Raw genomic sequence first — 13964 nt, 5'->3', positions numbered from 1 at the left:
CCTCAACGGTTGATAAATGCTAATCTCCAGTGGGTCTGAGCCGAATCCTCAACGGTTGAGGAATTCTAAACTCCAGTAGTGCTGTGCCAAATCCTCAACGGTTGAGGAATGCTAATCTCCAGTAGGTCTGTGCCAAATCCTCACCGGTTGAGGAATTCCAAATTTCAGTAGGTATTTGCTAAATCCTCAACGGTTGAGGAGGGTGAGCACTAGGGATTTTTGGAATCCTTTTTTTAAAAGGAAAATATAAAACCAATTTAAAAAAGTGTGACTTCATTAAAAAATAGTGGAAAATACGAAATAGCTGTAATAGTGTTGCTATAACGAAAAAATGACAAATAAACATAAAAGTGAGATATGGGTATGTCTATAAGAGAGCGCATTAAAAGTATATCAAAGGCCGCAGAGTCGGAACGGGTAGAAAGAGTAAGTTATATTCTTCAGTCACAGGAAGAAAAGGATTTAGATTCCATAATTAAGAATAATAGTCGTTCACTTAAGGGCTTAACTGAAGAGTTAGGGATTAGCCGTGATTATGCCAAATCTTTAATTAATCAAGGGGTAGAGCAGGGTATTTTTCCAGCAGTGTACCAGGAGAAAAACAACTCTTTTAAAATTTCACCAGAACACTGTCATGCTATCGCGGGATTGAGTGAGCACAATCGTTGGCCGAGTTGGGCTGAAAATACTAATCTGAAAAATGTGATAGTGGTTAGTTCGCAGAAGGGCGGGGTAGGGAAAACCACTACCGCAGTAAATCTTGGTGCAGGTTTGTGTCAATCGCTTAGACACCGTATGAACACTGTTCTAATTGACATGGATCCGCAAGGGAGCTGTAGTCCACTGATTGATTTAACGATTGAAGAGTCTGAAGAAATTTTAACCGCAACAGATATCATGCTTGGAGATTTGGAGGAGGATAGTATATATCAATCGTTGATCCAAAAAGGGTTTACACCAGAGCAAATTCTTCAAGCGGCGTTGATGCCCACACATCTACCAAATTTTAGGATCATACCTGCATTTCCCAATGATGAGCGATTTAACCGCCATGTGTGGCGAGACGGCGGAATGGATAGGGCCCTGTTGCTATTACAGAATAAAGTTATTGAGCCCTTGTTAAAGACAGATGTCGACACAATTATTATTGATTTGCCGCCTTCAAACACTCCGATAGTGTGGGCAGCTTACCAGGTCGCTACAATGGTTATCATGCCTAGTGCAACACAAGAGATGGCATTTGACTCTTTATGTCAAAATTTGTTTCGCTTTGAAGAAATACTTGATGTATTACCGGGTAAAGGTGAACAGATCAGAGAGTTTAAAGTGTTACCTACAATGTATGATTCAACAACATCCCGTGGGGATACTGTTATTCTTGAACGTATGCAATCTGTTTTTGGTTTGGGGTTAATGGCGACAGCCATAGAAAAAAGTGCATTGTTCGAAGCATCGGCCCAAAGTGGTAGGACAGTGTACGATATAAGTAAAACAGAGATTCATCAAAAAGTAGTCAAAAATTGTAGTATTCGAGAATATAACAAAGGGCTTACGTCAATAGAATCATTGGTGAAAGAGGTGAGAATGAACTTACTTCGACAGGAATCTGAATATAGGAGAAACTCGATGTCAGAGGAGGTACAACATGGATAAGGATCCTTACAAGCGTCAGAGTAGAACTTCACTGACTGCAAGACTAGTTGAAATTAGCAGTGGTCATAAGGAAGCTGAGGGTTCAAATGATAAAGTTCCAGCTAATGCTGCTTCTTCCGTTAGTAGTAGTGGGGACTCAACTGAAGGTAATCCCGAAGTGGAAGTTAATACTTCATTAAATAGCAAGCATGAGGTGTGCTATTTACCAAGTGTTAAGCGAGATGTTCCCTACCAGGGAAAGGTGATGTATCTCACACAGGAAGAAATACAACAAAAGTGTCGGCCTTCTAAATTCAATACACGTAGTGCAGAGCATATTTCGATGGCGGATGTGTTGGATATTTATCCGTCTATTGCGGAAAGTAAAGTTAATAAGAAAGCTGCTGTCGGCATGGTTCGAGGTGACTATATATCTATAGCTGAGGGATTACGGCGAATGTTTTGTATAAGTACTGGGCCTGCTGATAGTGTCTTTAAAGTCGAAGTGTATAGTGATGTAGATTGGGAAGACGAGCTTGCACACGCCAGAGTAGCAGACATTTATAGTAAGCCTGGTCCTCTAGATGAAGGTGAAAAATTCAATGCTCTGATTGAGCAGTCTAAAGAAGAAGCAAAGCGCCTCAATGATCGTACAAAGGTATTAACTAAAGCTAAAGTAGCAAAAATGTATGAGGTGAGCGAGGGGATGGTGACGGAAACCACAAACTTCACCAAGATTCCAAAATACATTATTGATTGCTTACCAGGTTACCGTTTTGTTACATATAAATGGTTGAGAGAAGTGTACAAATTAAGGGAACGATTTGATGACGAAATGGTGAAGCAGAAATTAAAGCAATTACGCGACCAGAATAGTACCGTTGTTTATGACGATTTAGGTGCTGCAGAAGAGGCATCTAAAGTTATTCGCAGTCAGATCCTTAAGGTATTGTCTACTAAACAGCAACCGGCAAAGCAAACTGAATCAGACAATCCGTGGTATCTGTTGGAAATGGATGGTGTATCGGTGAATAGGCGTCAGCAGGTGATTTTGGATTTAAAAACTCTTGATGAAAAAGTACAGCGCAAGATTATTGATGTACTGGAGAACCATAATGATTAGCTATAAAAGTAATGTGCTGATTCTGTGTATGATAACTCTGTTAGGGTGCAGTCAGAATTACTATTCTGAATCGGAAAAATACGCAACACTCGATATTGTGAAAGATGTCCTGGCTGATGGAGTTAGGCAGCTGTCCATTCTTAATGTTAATGGTATGCCTCTAAAGTCTGCATTTTCGCCTGGTCGGACATATATAGATATCGAATGTGCAGAGCCGGGCACAGATAAGGCTGGTGAAAAGGTTAGGTTAAGGGAAACGTTGTATTTTTACGCTGAACCAGGTGGAGATTATAGTTTAAAGTTTTTTAGTCGTGGATATAACTATGATCCGTCTCATATCACTTATTGTAGGCAAGGTGATCTTTGTCATACTGGTCTGGATTACACAGATGCCTCGATATGTAATGTTGTACTAATGGATAATCAAAGTGAAAGTATTATTAGTGCCAGATCTAACAGGCAATATAGAGTTTTACATCCTTAATCATTATAAGGCGACGGATTTAACATCGTCGCCAACCCTTGCGCCCCTTGTTCCAGAGTATTTACTGCAGTATCCATAGTAGAATTTAACCCACCAACCAGTTCATCCAGCGTCGATGTCAGCCCTGTATCGCATTCCTGGAGATGCAGTTCCGTTGAGTCAAATCGTATTGCAACACTTTTGGAAACCAGTTCCCCTGCTTCTAAAATAGTTTTCTTCATGTGGTACTTCTCCTCTTGTTTATGCATAAATAATAATTTATTTGAAATTTATGTCAAATCCTGTAATCATGCAAATATATTAATATATTTGCATGGTGATTGCCGTGAGGAATATTTTTTCAAGTGATGCAATATCCATTTTCAGTGGTATCTCATTGTTTGTGAGTTGCAGGATATTATGGGGTAAGGGCGCCTTAACGGAGCTGGTGCTACTACTTTTGTTGTCAGGCTTTATTGTTTTGTCGGTTTATAAAGTGGCAGGGAAGGCAAAATGATTGTGCACGTGACCATTGGTGACAGAAAATTACCATTTGATACTCAAAAACATAAGTCATTGTTGGACTTTTTAGAAGATTCAGGTGAAAAGGTTTATTCGCAATGCCGTGAAGGTTTCTGCGGTTGCTGTGCTGTACAGACGCAGGACGCCGATAAATTTATGTTAACTATGAATGAAAATGATGTTATTGGATCATATGACAAAGAATCGGAAGTTTTGGCGTGTTCTTGTTTGCCAATAGACGACGTGTCGCTGAAGATGTAGATAGGGAGCTAATGGGGGAGTTAGAATTACTAAACCGGATACTTGAGATCTACGATTCGAAATCTTTAGCTAGATACCTGAATCAGTATGCTCCTCGTCGATGGACAGCTGATGCGATTAAGCAGAGTGTAAAGGGTAAACACAACTTTAGCCATGATGAACTTGTACATCTCAAGTCACTATTACCTGAGCAGCGAGTTAATGCAGAGAATTGTGATTTCCGTTTTATTGACCTTTTCGCGGGGATAGGTGGGCTTAGAAGCGGTTTTGAGAGTGTGGGGGGGATGTGCGTTTTTACTAGTGAGATAGATAAATTCGCGATGAGAACTTATAAGGCTAACTTTGCATCGGACCCCGTTTATCATTGCTTCAACCGGGATATCACAGAGGTGACGCTATCCGGGAGGGATGATGTATCGGAGAGGGAAGCTTTCAAGCACATTGACAGAATAATACCAAATCACGATGTTTTGTTGGCAGGCTTTCCATGTCAGCCATTTTCAATAGCAGGCGTTTCTAAGAGGCTTTCTTTGGGGGTTGCACATGGTTTTTGTGATACTCAAGGAACGTTGTTTTTTGATGTTGCAAGAATTATCGCTGCCAAAAGACCTGGTGCTTTTGTTCTGGAGAACGTAAAGAATTTAAAAAGTCATGATAATGGTAAGACTTTTGAGATTATCATGAACACTTTAGATGAGTTGGGTTATGTAGTAGCTGATGCCCGCTATTGTGGGAAAAACGACCCTAAAGTAATCGACGCCCAAAGGTTCTTACCTCAACATCGAGAGAGAATTGTTCTTGTAGGTTTTAGAAAGGATCTTAACGTCCATAGAGGATTTACACTTAAGAATATTGCTTTCCCATCGAATGTTCCGTTGTTGGGAGATATTTTAGAAAATGAGGTTGATGATAAGTACATTTTGACCCCTAAACTTTGGAAATATTTGTACAACTATGCGGAGAAGCATAAAAAGAAAGGTAATGGTTTTGGCTTTGGTCTCGTTGGCCCGGGAGATATTACCAGAACTCTTTCTGCTCGATATTACAAAGATGGATCTGAAATATTGGTCGACAGAGGATGGGACTTTAGAAAGGGATTTTCAGACGAGGTGAATATTGCAAACCGGCCAAGAAGATTAACTCCAATGGAGTGTGCGCGTCTTATGGGGTTTGTTTCGCCTGGTGGCTATAATTTCAAAATACCGGTTTCTGATACGCAAGCATATAAACAATTTGGTAATTCCGTAGCCGTTCCTGTTTTCCACGCCGTAGCTAATTTAATGCATGAAAGAATTATAAATGCGAAAAATGTTAGTGCTGGGGGGAGATAGTTCAGATATATGTTACTTGTGCTTAGAAGCAAAGCTTGGATCTGTTCTTCAGCATAGCAAAGTACAATTATTGACAACTGGTAATTAGTCAAGTACCAGTTGTCTTGAGTTTATAGTCAGCAAGTCTTTATTTTGACTATGATTCATGTCACTTATTTGTTGCGCATCTAGAGAGTTTTTTACTGTATATTCAACGGCTTGTTCAAAACTCATGGCGCTATCAAGTAAGTCGTCAAATGCTGTGATTCCATGTTTCTGAATATATTCGTCAGGATCTAGTTGTTCAGGAGCAAAGCAAAAATATGCTTGGGATTGACGTGATGTGTCATCTTCCAGAGTTGCTAGTATACTTTTAAGTCCCCTTGCTCCGGCACTGTCCCCATCCAGACAAAAAACTACGCGCTCGTATTCATGTGTGAGTTTACGGATATTGGAAGCGGAAGCTGCTACCCCAAGTACAGCGTATGCAGCGTACTGCCCGTTTAACTGGTCATATTTAATATTATCCATGTATCCTTCGAATACGCAGGCTTTAGTTGCGTTCTTAGTCTGAGGAGTACTAAACAAAAGTCGTGATTTATTAAAAATTGAGCTTGTAGCTGAATTGATATATTTAGCGTGTGTCGTTTTGGGATCTACAATTCGTCCACCGAATCCACAAGGTAAATGTTGTGCGTTGCAGATGGTAAAGGTGATTCTATTGGAAAATGGAGAGTAGTATGAGTTACGTTTTTCTGCATAATTTAGTACTCCTATTTCAGTCAAAAATTGAGTTGAATACTCTTTACTTAATGCATCAAATATGGGTGCGTTGTAAGGGCAGAATCCAATACCCGCATCAAGGGCTTGTGCATGAGAAAAGCCGCGAGTAGCAAGGTAATCCAAAGCGACTTTAGATTCTTTGAGATGATTGGCAAAAGCTTCATGTAAACGTCGATGGATGCTAAATGCGTCGTACTGTGATTGTAGATTAGTACGTTCAGAGCGTGTTAGCTGCTCGTTATTCATTAGTTTTATAAAAGCAGATGCCTGTTCGTATGGTGAATGGGTTAACTGAGCATGCAATCCTGCTTTATCCAATTGGATACCGCAACAGTCACAAAGGTAGTGTTCACCTTCGATGCGGGCTGACATGGTTTCTTCTGGATGAAAAAAGCAATTAAACTGAGCTCCATCACTTAGATTTGGGCTGATAATGCGCCACGGAATGGTGTTATAATCTTTCATATCTGAGTCTATAAAACTGCTAAAATATTGCATATATGTTATGTGTAGTGCAGAATAAGTCAATCAATATAAACTCTTTATACGGACTCCGCAGTGCCTGAAAAGCCTCAAAATAACTCAAATGAAAAAGGATATGCAGATAGTGTACTGGAGAGGACCCGGCAGTTATTGTACGCCAAGTTTATTCGTACTGCGGTGTTTAAAGATAGCTTTGGGGCTGCTTTTACGATTACGCGGTATTTGGCAATACTTTGTTTGATTCAAACTGTGGTAATTTTGGTACTGGCATTGAGACCGTTTCCGGAGCAGGTTCCTATTGGAATATATGAAGATGGCAGAGCTGTTCCTTTGGTCGCATTGAACGAAGACATCATGAACGATACGCAGCTTAAAGCATTTGCGCGAGATTGTGTTATTAAACTTAATGAATACACATTCAGTAACTGGCTGAATCATCTCAATGAGTGGTTGCCGAGATGCATGTCTCCAGCAGCACAGTTAGAGTTCCAAAAAGATTTTGAAGCTAACATTATTAATTCACTGGTAAGTAATAGGCGGTCTTATGAGGCGGTGCTTGATGGAGTGCCTTTAATAACAAATCGAGGGGTTGTAGAAGGGCGAAAAGCTTATCTTGTTCAGGTACCTTTGCTTATTACTCGTTATGAAGAAAATCGTACACCTGTCAATGAACGCAAAACCGTGCAGGTAAGCATAATCAGGATAGATCAGCGGATTAGTTATGAAGGGGTTCAAATTGTACAGTACCAGGAGAAAAATCGATGAGGTTGGGTAAGGTTGCACTGTCATTTATTGGCATGCTTTACATAACTTGCCCAGCACTGGCGAAATCGACTGATGCGCAACAAGGGAATGAGGACTCTGCAGAGGAAGTGTTGTTGCCTGAAGGGCTCAATATACAAAGTGATCCGCAACAATGGCTGGATTTATTACCGAACCTCACACCTGCTCAGAAATTGGCATTGCTGGCGCAGTTGATTGGGATGCCGCCAGAAGAAATCAGTAAGCTCAAAGGCCTGTCGGAGGTTGCCAAAAGAGTTAGCAATGAAAAGCCTATTGATTATCGTTATGAGGTGGGAACTTATAACATTACTCCAAGCACCTCTCAAAAGGTAGCCAATATTGCCTTGGAGCCATATTCATTCTCAAGCTTGGCGTTCTACGATACTAGTGGTAACCCTTGGCCAATTAGCTTCATTCAGTCATCAAACAATAAATTTGCGATTATTAATAATAGCGCCCTTACTGGTGCAAGCCAGACACAAAATCCGGGCAGCGCATCTGTAGATAATGATATATCGGCGGTATCTCAATCAGCTGAACTGCCGCATGTTGCTATTATTCGTCCTACAGAGTCACAGGAATACGGTACTCTATTGGTGGTGCTTCAGGGATTTAATCGTCCAATTACAATTGATGTAAATACGCGAGGTGCGTTAGTCAATTATGCTTCAAATTTTAAGGTGGTAGGTAGCTTGTCGCCGTTAAACACGTCGATTAATGCGATTAATAGTAACTTACGTCATCGCCAGCCTGGTTCGAACGTTGTTGATATGAGCGTACTTGAACGCTTTATAACAACTCCCCCTCATGATGCAGTAGATGTGCCGACAACTAGTGAATATCTGAGAGTTTATCGTTACAACGGTGATTATTATCTGGTATCGATGTTTGATTATGTTGGAGCGCATAAGGATATGGTAATTGGCGTGGATGAACTTAAGGTGTTTCAAGTACCATCGCATAATATGCTTGAGAGAGTATCTTTGGTTGATCTGGCTGGTCAGGTGGTACGTGTGGATGTGTTTCTGGATTAATTGCAATGGCTGATAATCAAGTGCAACTACATGATGATGATGATGAATTGGATGGTGATGAGCGACTACCGTTATATAAACGGCTTTTTGTATCCTATACATCGCTATCCACTAGTGTCAGGCGCTTTTATAACCTTTCGTTTATCACTATTTTCGTATTAGTTAGTGCTGTCATTTATTTGTTTTCGGGTAGTCCGCCGGAGCCTGTAGCGTCAGTGGATTTACGAAGAAACACCCAAGAAACAGGAAGCAGAGCAGATGACACTCCATTACCAGATACGCTAAATGAAGCTATTACAGTTGACTCGTTGCAAGATGTTGAAAAAGGTCAGGTTCAGTTATTAGACAGAGACCGTTTAGCAGCTAAAAAACTTTACAATCAAAGGAAGGAAGAGTTCCTGGCTAACATGAAGGGGATCATTAATGAGCAGCCTTCAGGTGTAGGGGCATTGTCGAAGAAACAGACAGAACCAGTGCCTGATAAAACATCCAAGGAGAAAGCAGTAACTTCTCAGGAAGCGCCCAAGGATACGCCACGTGGTGATATTGCTAAAGAGAGGAGAGAGATAGAGTTACTGGCAACTGATACGGATTATGAAAGGGCGTTATCGGACGTGCAACTTGGAGTGATAAATAAAGTGTTGGCGAAAAGGCCTGAAATGGGGGCGTCAGTTTCTTATCAAAAGGTTACGGCAGTTCATCAGCCATCAATATCTACTCGGGATAATACAATTGGAGGTGTTTCAGAGGCGTCTGAAGGTGGTGGGTACAATGGTGATGATTTTTTGCCCGGGCGTAAAATATTAGCGAGATTAGATGGTCTGGTAACTAATGAAGAAGGTATTCCATACATCAGACTTAGGCCACTTGAAGGGCCTTTAGCGAATGGCGGATTGTTTTTGGCGACGCCACAAGAAGTTGAGAACGGCTTTGTAATTACCACACAAAAACTAACCTGGAAAAGTTATACAGGTTCTTTTCAAGCTGTAGCGGTATCTGTGGATGAACGTAACTCTCCAACACTGGCTAGCGAAGTAATAGACCGTCAGTTTTATCGGAACGTGTTAATTTTTAGTAGCGGTATATTGCAGGGCTTCAATACGCTGGCACAGCGTGTTGGGTCAAGTGTAATTGTCAATGGAGATACAGTAACTACTGATACAGAGATTGATAAGGAAGCTCTGTTAGTCTCTGGTGCTGGTGGTGTGGGACAGGCCTACGCAGGGCGATTAGATAAGGCTTTGGATGAGGCAAAAGATATTAAGCGTCTGTACAGTGGTGAGATTGTGGCGCTGATGATAATAGAAAAACCGGCCCTAAACTGGTTGCCGGATATGGATAATGAGATGGTGTATTAAGATGAGTGAACCGGTAGACAGAGATTTTGATGACTTTGATGAACTAGGAGAGGATCCAGGCTCACAAGATCAAGTGGATGTGCCCGTATTAGAGCCAGAACCGGATGCGCTTTATGGGGATGTCAGTGAATCTGTAAGTCAAGCTAATGCACCAGAAATTAGTAAAAAGAAAAAGGCTTCGCCATTTGATCTGAAAAGATTTTTGCTAAAAAACATGGTTTTTATATTACCGGTAGCTGTAGTCGGTGTGTTTGCGGTATTCGTGTTCTCTGGGGTAGATAACAGTAAGAATGCGCCAGCGCAAGTAAAAGTCGAAAATGATGTCGACCTTAATGCTGCTTTTTCGCAACCATCTGATGTAGATAAAGGGTCTGACAGGGTTAGTGCGCAATCAAATGGTGGGCAACATAAAGCGCTTGCTCAAGAGCAAATTAGTCAGGATTCCGTCGTAAGCGAACTCAAAAATCCTGCTCCAAAGCAAGGTGTTTTTGAAGCGCGAGATGCTACAGATGTGACCCAAAAAATAGCGAATGACGAAGCGCTTCAGCAAGCACAAAATATGACTATGGAACAGTTCGATCTGGTGTTTGAAGCTATGAAAGCCTTAAGTGAGCGACTGGATGCGGTCGAAAACCGCGCTTTGCCTACAGTACAAAATAATAGTAGTACCGGTATGGGGCAATTAGATCTGGTTGAACTGTCAAATATGATTAAAGAACTGGTAGCTCAAGAAACTCAGAAAAATGGAGAGCAGATTGAAGTGCTGGCGAATTGGATTAAAAAAGAGCTTAACAAGTTAAATGACCAGCAAATGGTAAAAAATATAGTACAGCGTGAACAGCGTCGTGAATTAAGACTTGTCAGCGCCACTGATGGAAGAGTGCTTGTAGATGTAGTTGGTGCCGGGGAAGAGCAGTGGATAGAAGTCGGCGAATTGGTACGAGGGTATGGTGTAGTTACAAAAGTATCCCCTTTTGGTTGTCTGGAATTTAGTACAGGGGAGACCTACGCTCCGGAATTTGCGATGTGTAGTGACTAAAGAAATAAATAATGGTCAATTGGGTTCAACTTAACTCTGATATATACATGGTTATTGTATTGATATTTTTTATCAATGCGTTAGCTGGCGCGATTCTTGTCGTTAAAGTGGGGACTATGTGTAGTAGTTATGGCGACGAAATGAATATGATGCAACAGCGCCCGACGATTAAAGAGATTATCGTTACGGCTAGTGTCGCAACAGGATTGATATATTTTGCAAGTTATATTCTGGTTTTCATGCAGTCGACTTTTCAGCCAGACCTTACATCTGTATCAAGTTCGTTTCAATATGCTGTATTTGAAGTCCAGGAAGGGTTTGATGAGCAAAGAATTATTGCCATGACGAGCTTGAACGTCAGCCGCCTGATGGGAGTTATTTTCCTGGCTTTGAGTTTATATTCTTTTCTGGCGGCGGGACAGCAGGGACCAGATAGCCGAGGAAGTGTAGGTAAAGCGGTGATGCAGGCAATTGCTGGTGCGGCATTTATTGCACCAGATAGAGCTATCGGAGTATTGGCTACGGTGTTACCCATGTTGAGGATATTTGAAGAGTTCTTTCAAAGTGGATATCTCGTGCCATAGGCACCTGATAATTGAAGTTATATTTAAATTTAGCTAATGAGGCAAACTATGAAAAACACAGTAAAAACAATGAAAAGACGCGCCGCTCAGGCATTTTATGCTGGAGCACTTATGATGCCTCTGCAACAGGCAGTAGCGCAGGTGCCGAGCGACATTGGTCCAGGGACGACTGATAAAGGTTTGGGAGGCGTGATTGCTACGTTTCTCAGTAATATCATTCCGTTAAATAATCTTATACTCTTTGTCGCGTTTTTAATCGGCATGATCTTCGTAGTAATGCTGGGCGCCATGTTTAAAAACATGGGGGATGAAAACGCTCGTGAGCAGGTTAAACCTTTGAAAGTGTTTGGTTTGATTATTGGGGCTATCATTTGCTTTTATTTGAGCTACATCATCATCGTGTTCGGTGAAACCTTTTTATCGAACCCAAGCGCAGCTGGTGCAATCCAGTGGCAGGGCGGCTCCGACTAGAATCTCTGGATATGTCAGATACAAGCATCCACTTCCCGCCTGTTGGAATACGCCGGGGAGTGCGCTATGACGTTGCGCAGGAACTTAAAGAGCCTGCATTTGTACGTCGGGCCAAAGAGGTTATCCACACAGCGGATTATACGTGTTCGCAGTGTGGGTTTCGAAGTGCTCATTATATGAGAGTTCTGGATGACGATGACCAATATACCCCTGATAGTGAACTGCGCTGTGTATGTAGTTTTTGCTATGAACGGGGGAGGCTAGGTTATGCTTTGGCTAATAATTTGGGCACATTGGTCCTCGCTCCTGAACTTTCACAGGGTACATTATTCGGTTTGATGCACAACACACTTGCGCTATTTGCGTTGGGTCACGTTAGTAAGAAAAGCTTTGCTGATAAAAGCCCGTATATGCGTAATCTAAAAACAGCAAGCCGAATGATTCTAAATATTCAACAGCGAGAACAAAAGTTGTTGGACTACCTGGGGGTCTCGTCGGTAAGCGCGTTTGTGTTGCAGTTGAGCGGAATTAGTACAAAGTTGTACAAAGCCCGTGCGAGATGGCTTAGAGGTGTCCACTATTTACCAGATCTCGAAGCTGCTCAACCAAGAGCGCTTAGGTGGCACGAAGATGTTTATCAGACAATACATATCAGCGATCGTTTGGCATTAATGCAGAAAATGCAACCAAAGGAAACGGCGAGATTTAGGAAGATAAATGACGCCAAACAACAAGACATTCTGGTAAATCGCGAAGATTTGTCCCCACAATGAAAATCGTAGTGGCGTTACTAAGTCAGGCTAATGAGGCGGTAGTCGTTTCAATGGCTGGCGAGCCAGCCAGGAGCTTGCCATTGAAAGAATTGCATGGTGATGCACTTTTTGTCATTACTGATGTTTCAAAATCTCACTTACAGCGTGAATATCCTCGCTCCGGATTTCAACCAGATGATGTAATAGGGGTTTCGATACTGGAGATTGCAAAGCGGTTTGGCTTACTTATTTATGAAAACACTAAGAGTGACTTACCGCTATTATCAGCAATTTGCAACCGTGTGTATCGGATAGCATTACAAAAGAATTTAATCAACGGGTTTGACCAATCCATTAGTGGTGCTATTGCGCAACACTTCAAAACTGAATGTAGTCAGGCGCAAAGCAAACTTGCGCAACCTCAGCATATTCAAGACGCGTTAAAAGTATCACCTGCGTACCATACGTACATTGGAAAAAGTGGAGTTCAAGGGGTTACCTTGTTTGATGTTGAAGCCCCAAGGAAACAATACCTTGAACATCTGGTAGGTGCCCAATACCCCAACGGGCCATTTACGCTCGAAAGTACCAATAAACGTCAGAACAATACTGCGCGACGTAAGGAACGCTTAAATGATTTATTTGAGGTATTACAAGATCAGGGAGAAATTGCGATTTGTTATATGCAGATAGCTCAGGTCCCACCGTCGCTGTACCTACCAAAAATGGATGGCCAGTCATGGTCTGGTTGGTGCCCATTATCTATGGCACTGTATTTGTCAGATTCGGTTGAATTAATAATCACAGATATATACAAAGCTCCTAAGACGTCAAGCCTGCAGCAACATATTCAGATGGTACCGTCTTCCGTGGCCGCTGAGTTATCAATGTCTTACAATCTATTTTATGGCATTAATGTTGAACAACTATTTGCCCAGGCGCAGCAGGTTAATCCCGCACTACACTTTTTCCTGTATTGGTACGACATTATGTTTTGTATAGACAAATACCGGCGGTTACAGGAAAACGGTGTACCAGTAAGGCGTATCGGACTCGGCCGACTAACACTACAGTTGGAATCATTCACATTAAACTCTATAGAACCATTAATGACAAAGGAACACCTTGTGTTGCCTATGCTATTACCTGAAGTGGAGCTATAAAAACTATGCCGTCAGACGCAGTTACACGACTTCTTAGAGGAATAATTCACCTTGAAGAAGGTTACGAGCTGACTTTTTTTTATAACACTCATGAACGTGACTTGTTGTTGCGGCTGGATGAAATCGCGGCGCTCCCCGAAGAAGAACAAAAAGGTGCTTTAGAAAGCTTAATTACAACTTTAAAAGCCAGTGGAGAGAAATAA

At 41.6% G+C, this 13964-nt stretch carries 16 protein-coding genes; 14 read left to right on the top strand and 2 right to left on the bottom strand.

Annotated features, from left to right (window positions below):
* The first annotated feature begins 357 nt into the window (after positions 1 to 357).
* Genes AC0J20_RS15495 through AC0J20_RS15485 form a run of 3 tightly spaced genes read left to right on the top strand, consistent with a single transcriptional unit; the run spans position 358 to position 3239 of the window.
* The gene (locus AC0J20_RS15495; RefSeq protein WP_473022391.1) at positions 358 to 1653 is read left to right on the top strand and encodes a ParA family protein; all 1296 of its coding nucleotides are present in this window, start codon (positions 358 to 360) and stop codon (positions 1651 to 1653) included.
* Complete coding sequence (locus tag AC0J20_RS15490) at positions 1646 to 2755, top strand: ParB N-terminal domain-containing protein (protein WP_473022390.1); 1110 nt, start codon at positions 1646 to 1648, stop codon at positions 2753 to 2755. Before AC0J20_RS15495 ends, AC0J20_RS15490 begins: the two co-directional genes overlap by 8 nt.
* Entirely contained in the window at positions 2748 to 3239 is a 492-nt protein-coding gene (locus AC0J20_RS15485) for a hypothetical protein (protein WP_473022389.1), read from the top strand. Before AC0J20_RS15490 ends, AC0J20_RS15485 begins: the two co-directional genes overlap by 8 nt.
* Here AC0J20_RS15485 and AC0J20_RS15480 read toward each other — a convergent pair.
* Positions 3236 to 3460, bottom strand: a complete 225-nt coding sequence (locus AC0J20_RS15480; protein WP_473022388.1) for a hypothetical protein — start codon at positions 3458 to 3460, stop codon at positions 3236 to 3238. The two genes, AC0J20_RS15485 and AC0J20_RS15480, sit on opposite strands and share 4 nt — an antisense overlap.
* A gap of 271 nt (positions 3461 to 3731) precedes the next feature.
* Between AC0J20_RS15480 and AC0J20_RS15475 the strand changes: the two genes are divergently transcribed.
* Together AC0J20_RS15475 and dcm are read left to right on the top strand one after the other, a co-directional pair.
* On the top strand, positions 3732 to 4001 hold the full coding sequence (locus AC0J20_RS15475) for a 2Fe-2S iron-sulfur cluster-binding protein (RefSeq protein WP_473022387.1): 270 nt from the start codon (positions 3732 to 3734) through the stop codon (positions 3999 to 4001).
* Positions 4002 to 4012: 11 nt separating this feature from the next.
* Complete coding sequence (gene dcm / locus AC0J20_RS15470; RefSeq protein WP_473022386.1) at positions 4013 to 5332, top strand: DNA (cytosine-5-)-methyltransferase; 1320 nt, start codon at positions 4013 to 4015, stop codon at positions 5330 to 5332.
* Positions 5333 to 5416: 84 nt separating this feature from the next.
* Here the strand turns inward: dcm and AC0J20_RS15465 are convergent, their stop codons facing one another.
* Complete coding sequence (locus AC0J20_RS15465; RefSeq protein ID WP_473022385.1) at positions 5417 to 6559, bottom strand: toprim domain-containing protein; 1143 nt, start codon at positions 6557 to 6559, stop codon at positions 5417 to 5419.
* Between the two features lie 93 nt (positions 6560 to 6652).
* On the opposite strand from AC0J20_RS15465, the gene AC0J20_RS15460 reads away from it, so the two are divergent.
* From AC0J20_RS15460 to AC0J20_RS15420, 9 genes are read left to right on the top strand one after another with little or no spacing between them, the layout of a single operon-like run.
* Positions 6653 to 7342 carry a DotI/IcmL family type IV secretion protein gene (locus AC0J20_RS15460; RefSeq protein ID WP_473022384.1) on the top strand — a complete coding sequence of 230 codons (690 nt, stop codon included), beginning with the start codon at positions 6653 to 6655 and terminating at the stop codon, positions 7340 to 7342.
* Positions 7339 to 8394 (top strand): DotH/IcmK family type IV secretion protein, encoded by a 1056-nt coding sequence (locus AC0J20_RS15455; RefSeq protein ID WP_473022383.1) that lies wholly within the window; start codon positions 7339 to 7341, stop codon positions 8392 to 8394. The genes AC0J20_RS15460 and AC0J20_RS15455 overlap by 4 nt, the downstream gene beginning before the upstream one ends.
* 5 nt (positions 8395 to 8399) lie before the next feature.
* Positions 8400 to 9752: a TraB/TrbI/VirB10 family type IV secretion system protein gene (locus AC0J20_RS15450; RefSeq protein WP_473022382.1), complete on the top strand. Its 1353-nt coding sequence runs from the start codon at positions 8400 to 8402 to the stop codon at positions 9750 to 9752.
* A gap of 1 nt (position 9753) precedes the next feature.
* Positions 9754 to 10791, top strand: a complete 1038-nt coding sequence (locus AC0J20_RS15445) for a hypothetical protein (protein ID WP_473022381.1) — start codon at positions 9754 to 9756, stop codon at positions 10789 to 10791.
* Positions 10792 to 10802: 11 nt separating this feature from the next.
* Complete coding sequence (locus tag AC0J20_RS15440; RefSeq protein WP_473022380.1) at positions 10803 to 11375, top strand: hypothetical protein; 573 nt, start codon at positions 10803 to 10805, stop codon at positions 11373 to 11375.
* Between the two features lie 48 nt (positions 11376 to 11423).
* Positions 11424 to 11846 carry a hypothetical protein gene (locus AC0J20_RS15435; protein ID WP_473022379.1) on the top strand — a complete coding sequence of 141 codons (423 nt, stop codon included), beginning with the start codon at positions 11424 to 11426 and terminating at the stop codon, positions 11844 to 11846.
* 11 nt (positions 11847 to 11857) lie between these two features.
* Positions 11858 to 12619: a hypothetical protein gene (locus tag AC0J20_RS15430; protein ID WP_473022378.1), complete on the top strand. Its 762-nt coding sequence runs from the start codon at positions 11858 to 11860 to the stop codon at positions 12617 to 12619.
* On the top strand, positions 12616 to 13761 hold the full coding sequence (locus tag AC0J20_RS15425; RefSeq protein WP_473022377.1) for a hypothetical protein: 1146 nt from the start codon (positions 12616 to 12618) through the stop codon (positions 13759 to 13761). Before AC0J20_RS15430 ends, AC0J20_RS15425 begins: the two co-directional genes overlap by 4 nt.
* 5 nt (positions 13762 to 13766) lie before the next feature.
* Entirely contained in the window at positions 13767 to 13964 is a 198-nt protein-coding gene (locus tag AC0J20_RS15420) for a hypothetical protein (RefSeq protein WP_473022376.1), read from the top strand.

Source organism: Planctobacterium sp. R6 (assembly GCF_055755215.1).
The sequence above is the reverse complement of the archived record's forward strand: the minus strand, read 5'-3'. Positions and strand labels throughout refer to the sequence as shown.

Excerpts from the sequence above, each read along its gene's own strand:
- AC0J20_RS15480 (WP_473022388.1), bottom strand. The coding sequence starts at position 3,460 with ATGAAGAAAACTATTTTAGAAGCAGGGGAACTGGTTTCCAAAAGTGTT.
- AC0J20_RS15435 (WP_473022379.1), top strand. The coding sequence starts at position 11,424 with ATGAAAAACACAGTAAAAACAATGAAAAGACGCGCCGCTCAGGCATTT.
- AC0J20_RS15475 (WP_473022387.1), top strand. The coding sequence starts at position 3,732 with ATGATTGTGCACGTGACCATTGGTGACAGAAAATTACCATTTGATACT.
- dcm (WP_473022386.1), top strand. The coding sequence starts at position 4,013 with ATGGGGGAGTTAGAATTACTAAACCGGATACTTGAGATCTACGATTCG.
- AC0J20_RS15445 (WP_473022381.1), top strand. The coding sequence starts at position 9,754 with ATGAGTGAACCGGTAGACAGAGATTTTGATGACTTTGATGAACTAGGA.
- AC0J20_RS15450 (WP_473022382.1), top strand. The coding sequence starts at position 8,400 with ATGGCTGATAATCAAGTGCAACTACATGATGATGATGATGAATTGGAT.
- AC0J20_RS15495 (WP_473022391.1), top strand. The coding sequence starts at position 358 with ATGGGTATGTCTATAAGAGAGCGCATTAAAAGTATATCAAAGGCCGCA.
- AC0J20_RS15425 (WP_473022377.1), top strand. The coding sequence starts at position 12,616 with ATGAAAATCGTAGTGGCGTTACTAAGTCAGGCTAATGAGGCGGTAGTC.
- AC0J20_RS15430 (WP_473022378.1), top strand. The coding sequence starts at position 11,858 with ATGTCAGATACAAGCATCCACTTCCCGCCTGTTGGAATACGCCGGGGA.
- AC0J20_RS15490 (WP_473022390.1), top strand. The coding sequence starts at position 1,646 with ATGGATAAGGATCCTTACAAGCGTCAGAGTAGAACTTCACTGACTGCA.
- AC0J20_RS15455 (WP_473022383.1), top strand. The coding sequence starts at position 7,339 with ATGAGGTTGGGTAAGGTTGCACTGTCATTTATTGGCATGCTTTACATA.
- AC0J20_RS15465 (WP_473022385.1), bottom strand. The coding sequence starts at position 6,559 with ATGAAAGATTATAACACCATTCCGTGGCGCATTATCAGCCCAAATCTA.
- AC0J20_RS15420 (WP_473022376.1), top strand. The coding sequence starts at position 13,767 with ATGCCGTCAGACGCAGTTACACGACTTCTTAGAGGAATAATTCACCTT.
- AC0J20_RS15485 (WP_473022389.1), top strand. The coding sequence starts at position 2,748 with ATGATTAGCTATAAAAGTAATGTGCTGATTCTGTGTATGATAACTCTG.
- AC0J20_RS15440 (WP_473022380.1), top strand. The coding sequence starts at position 10,803 with ATGGTCAATTGGGTTCAACTTAACTCTGATATATACATGGTTATTGTA.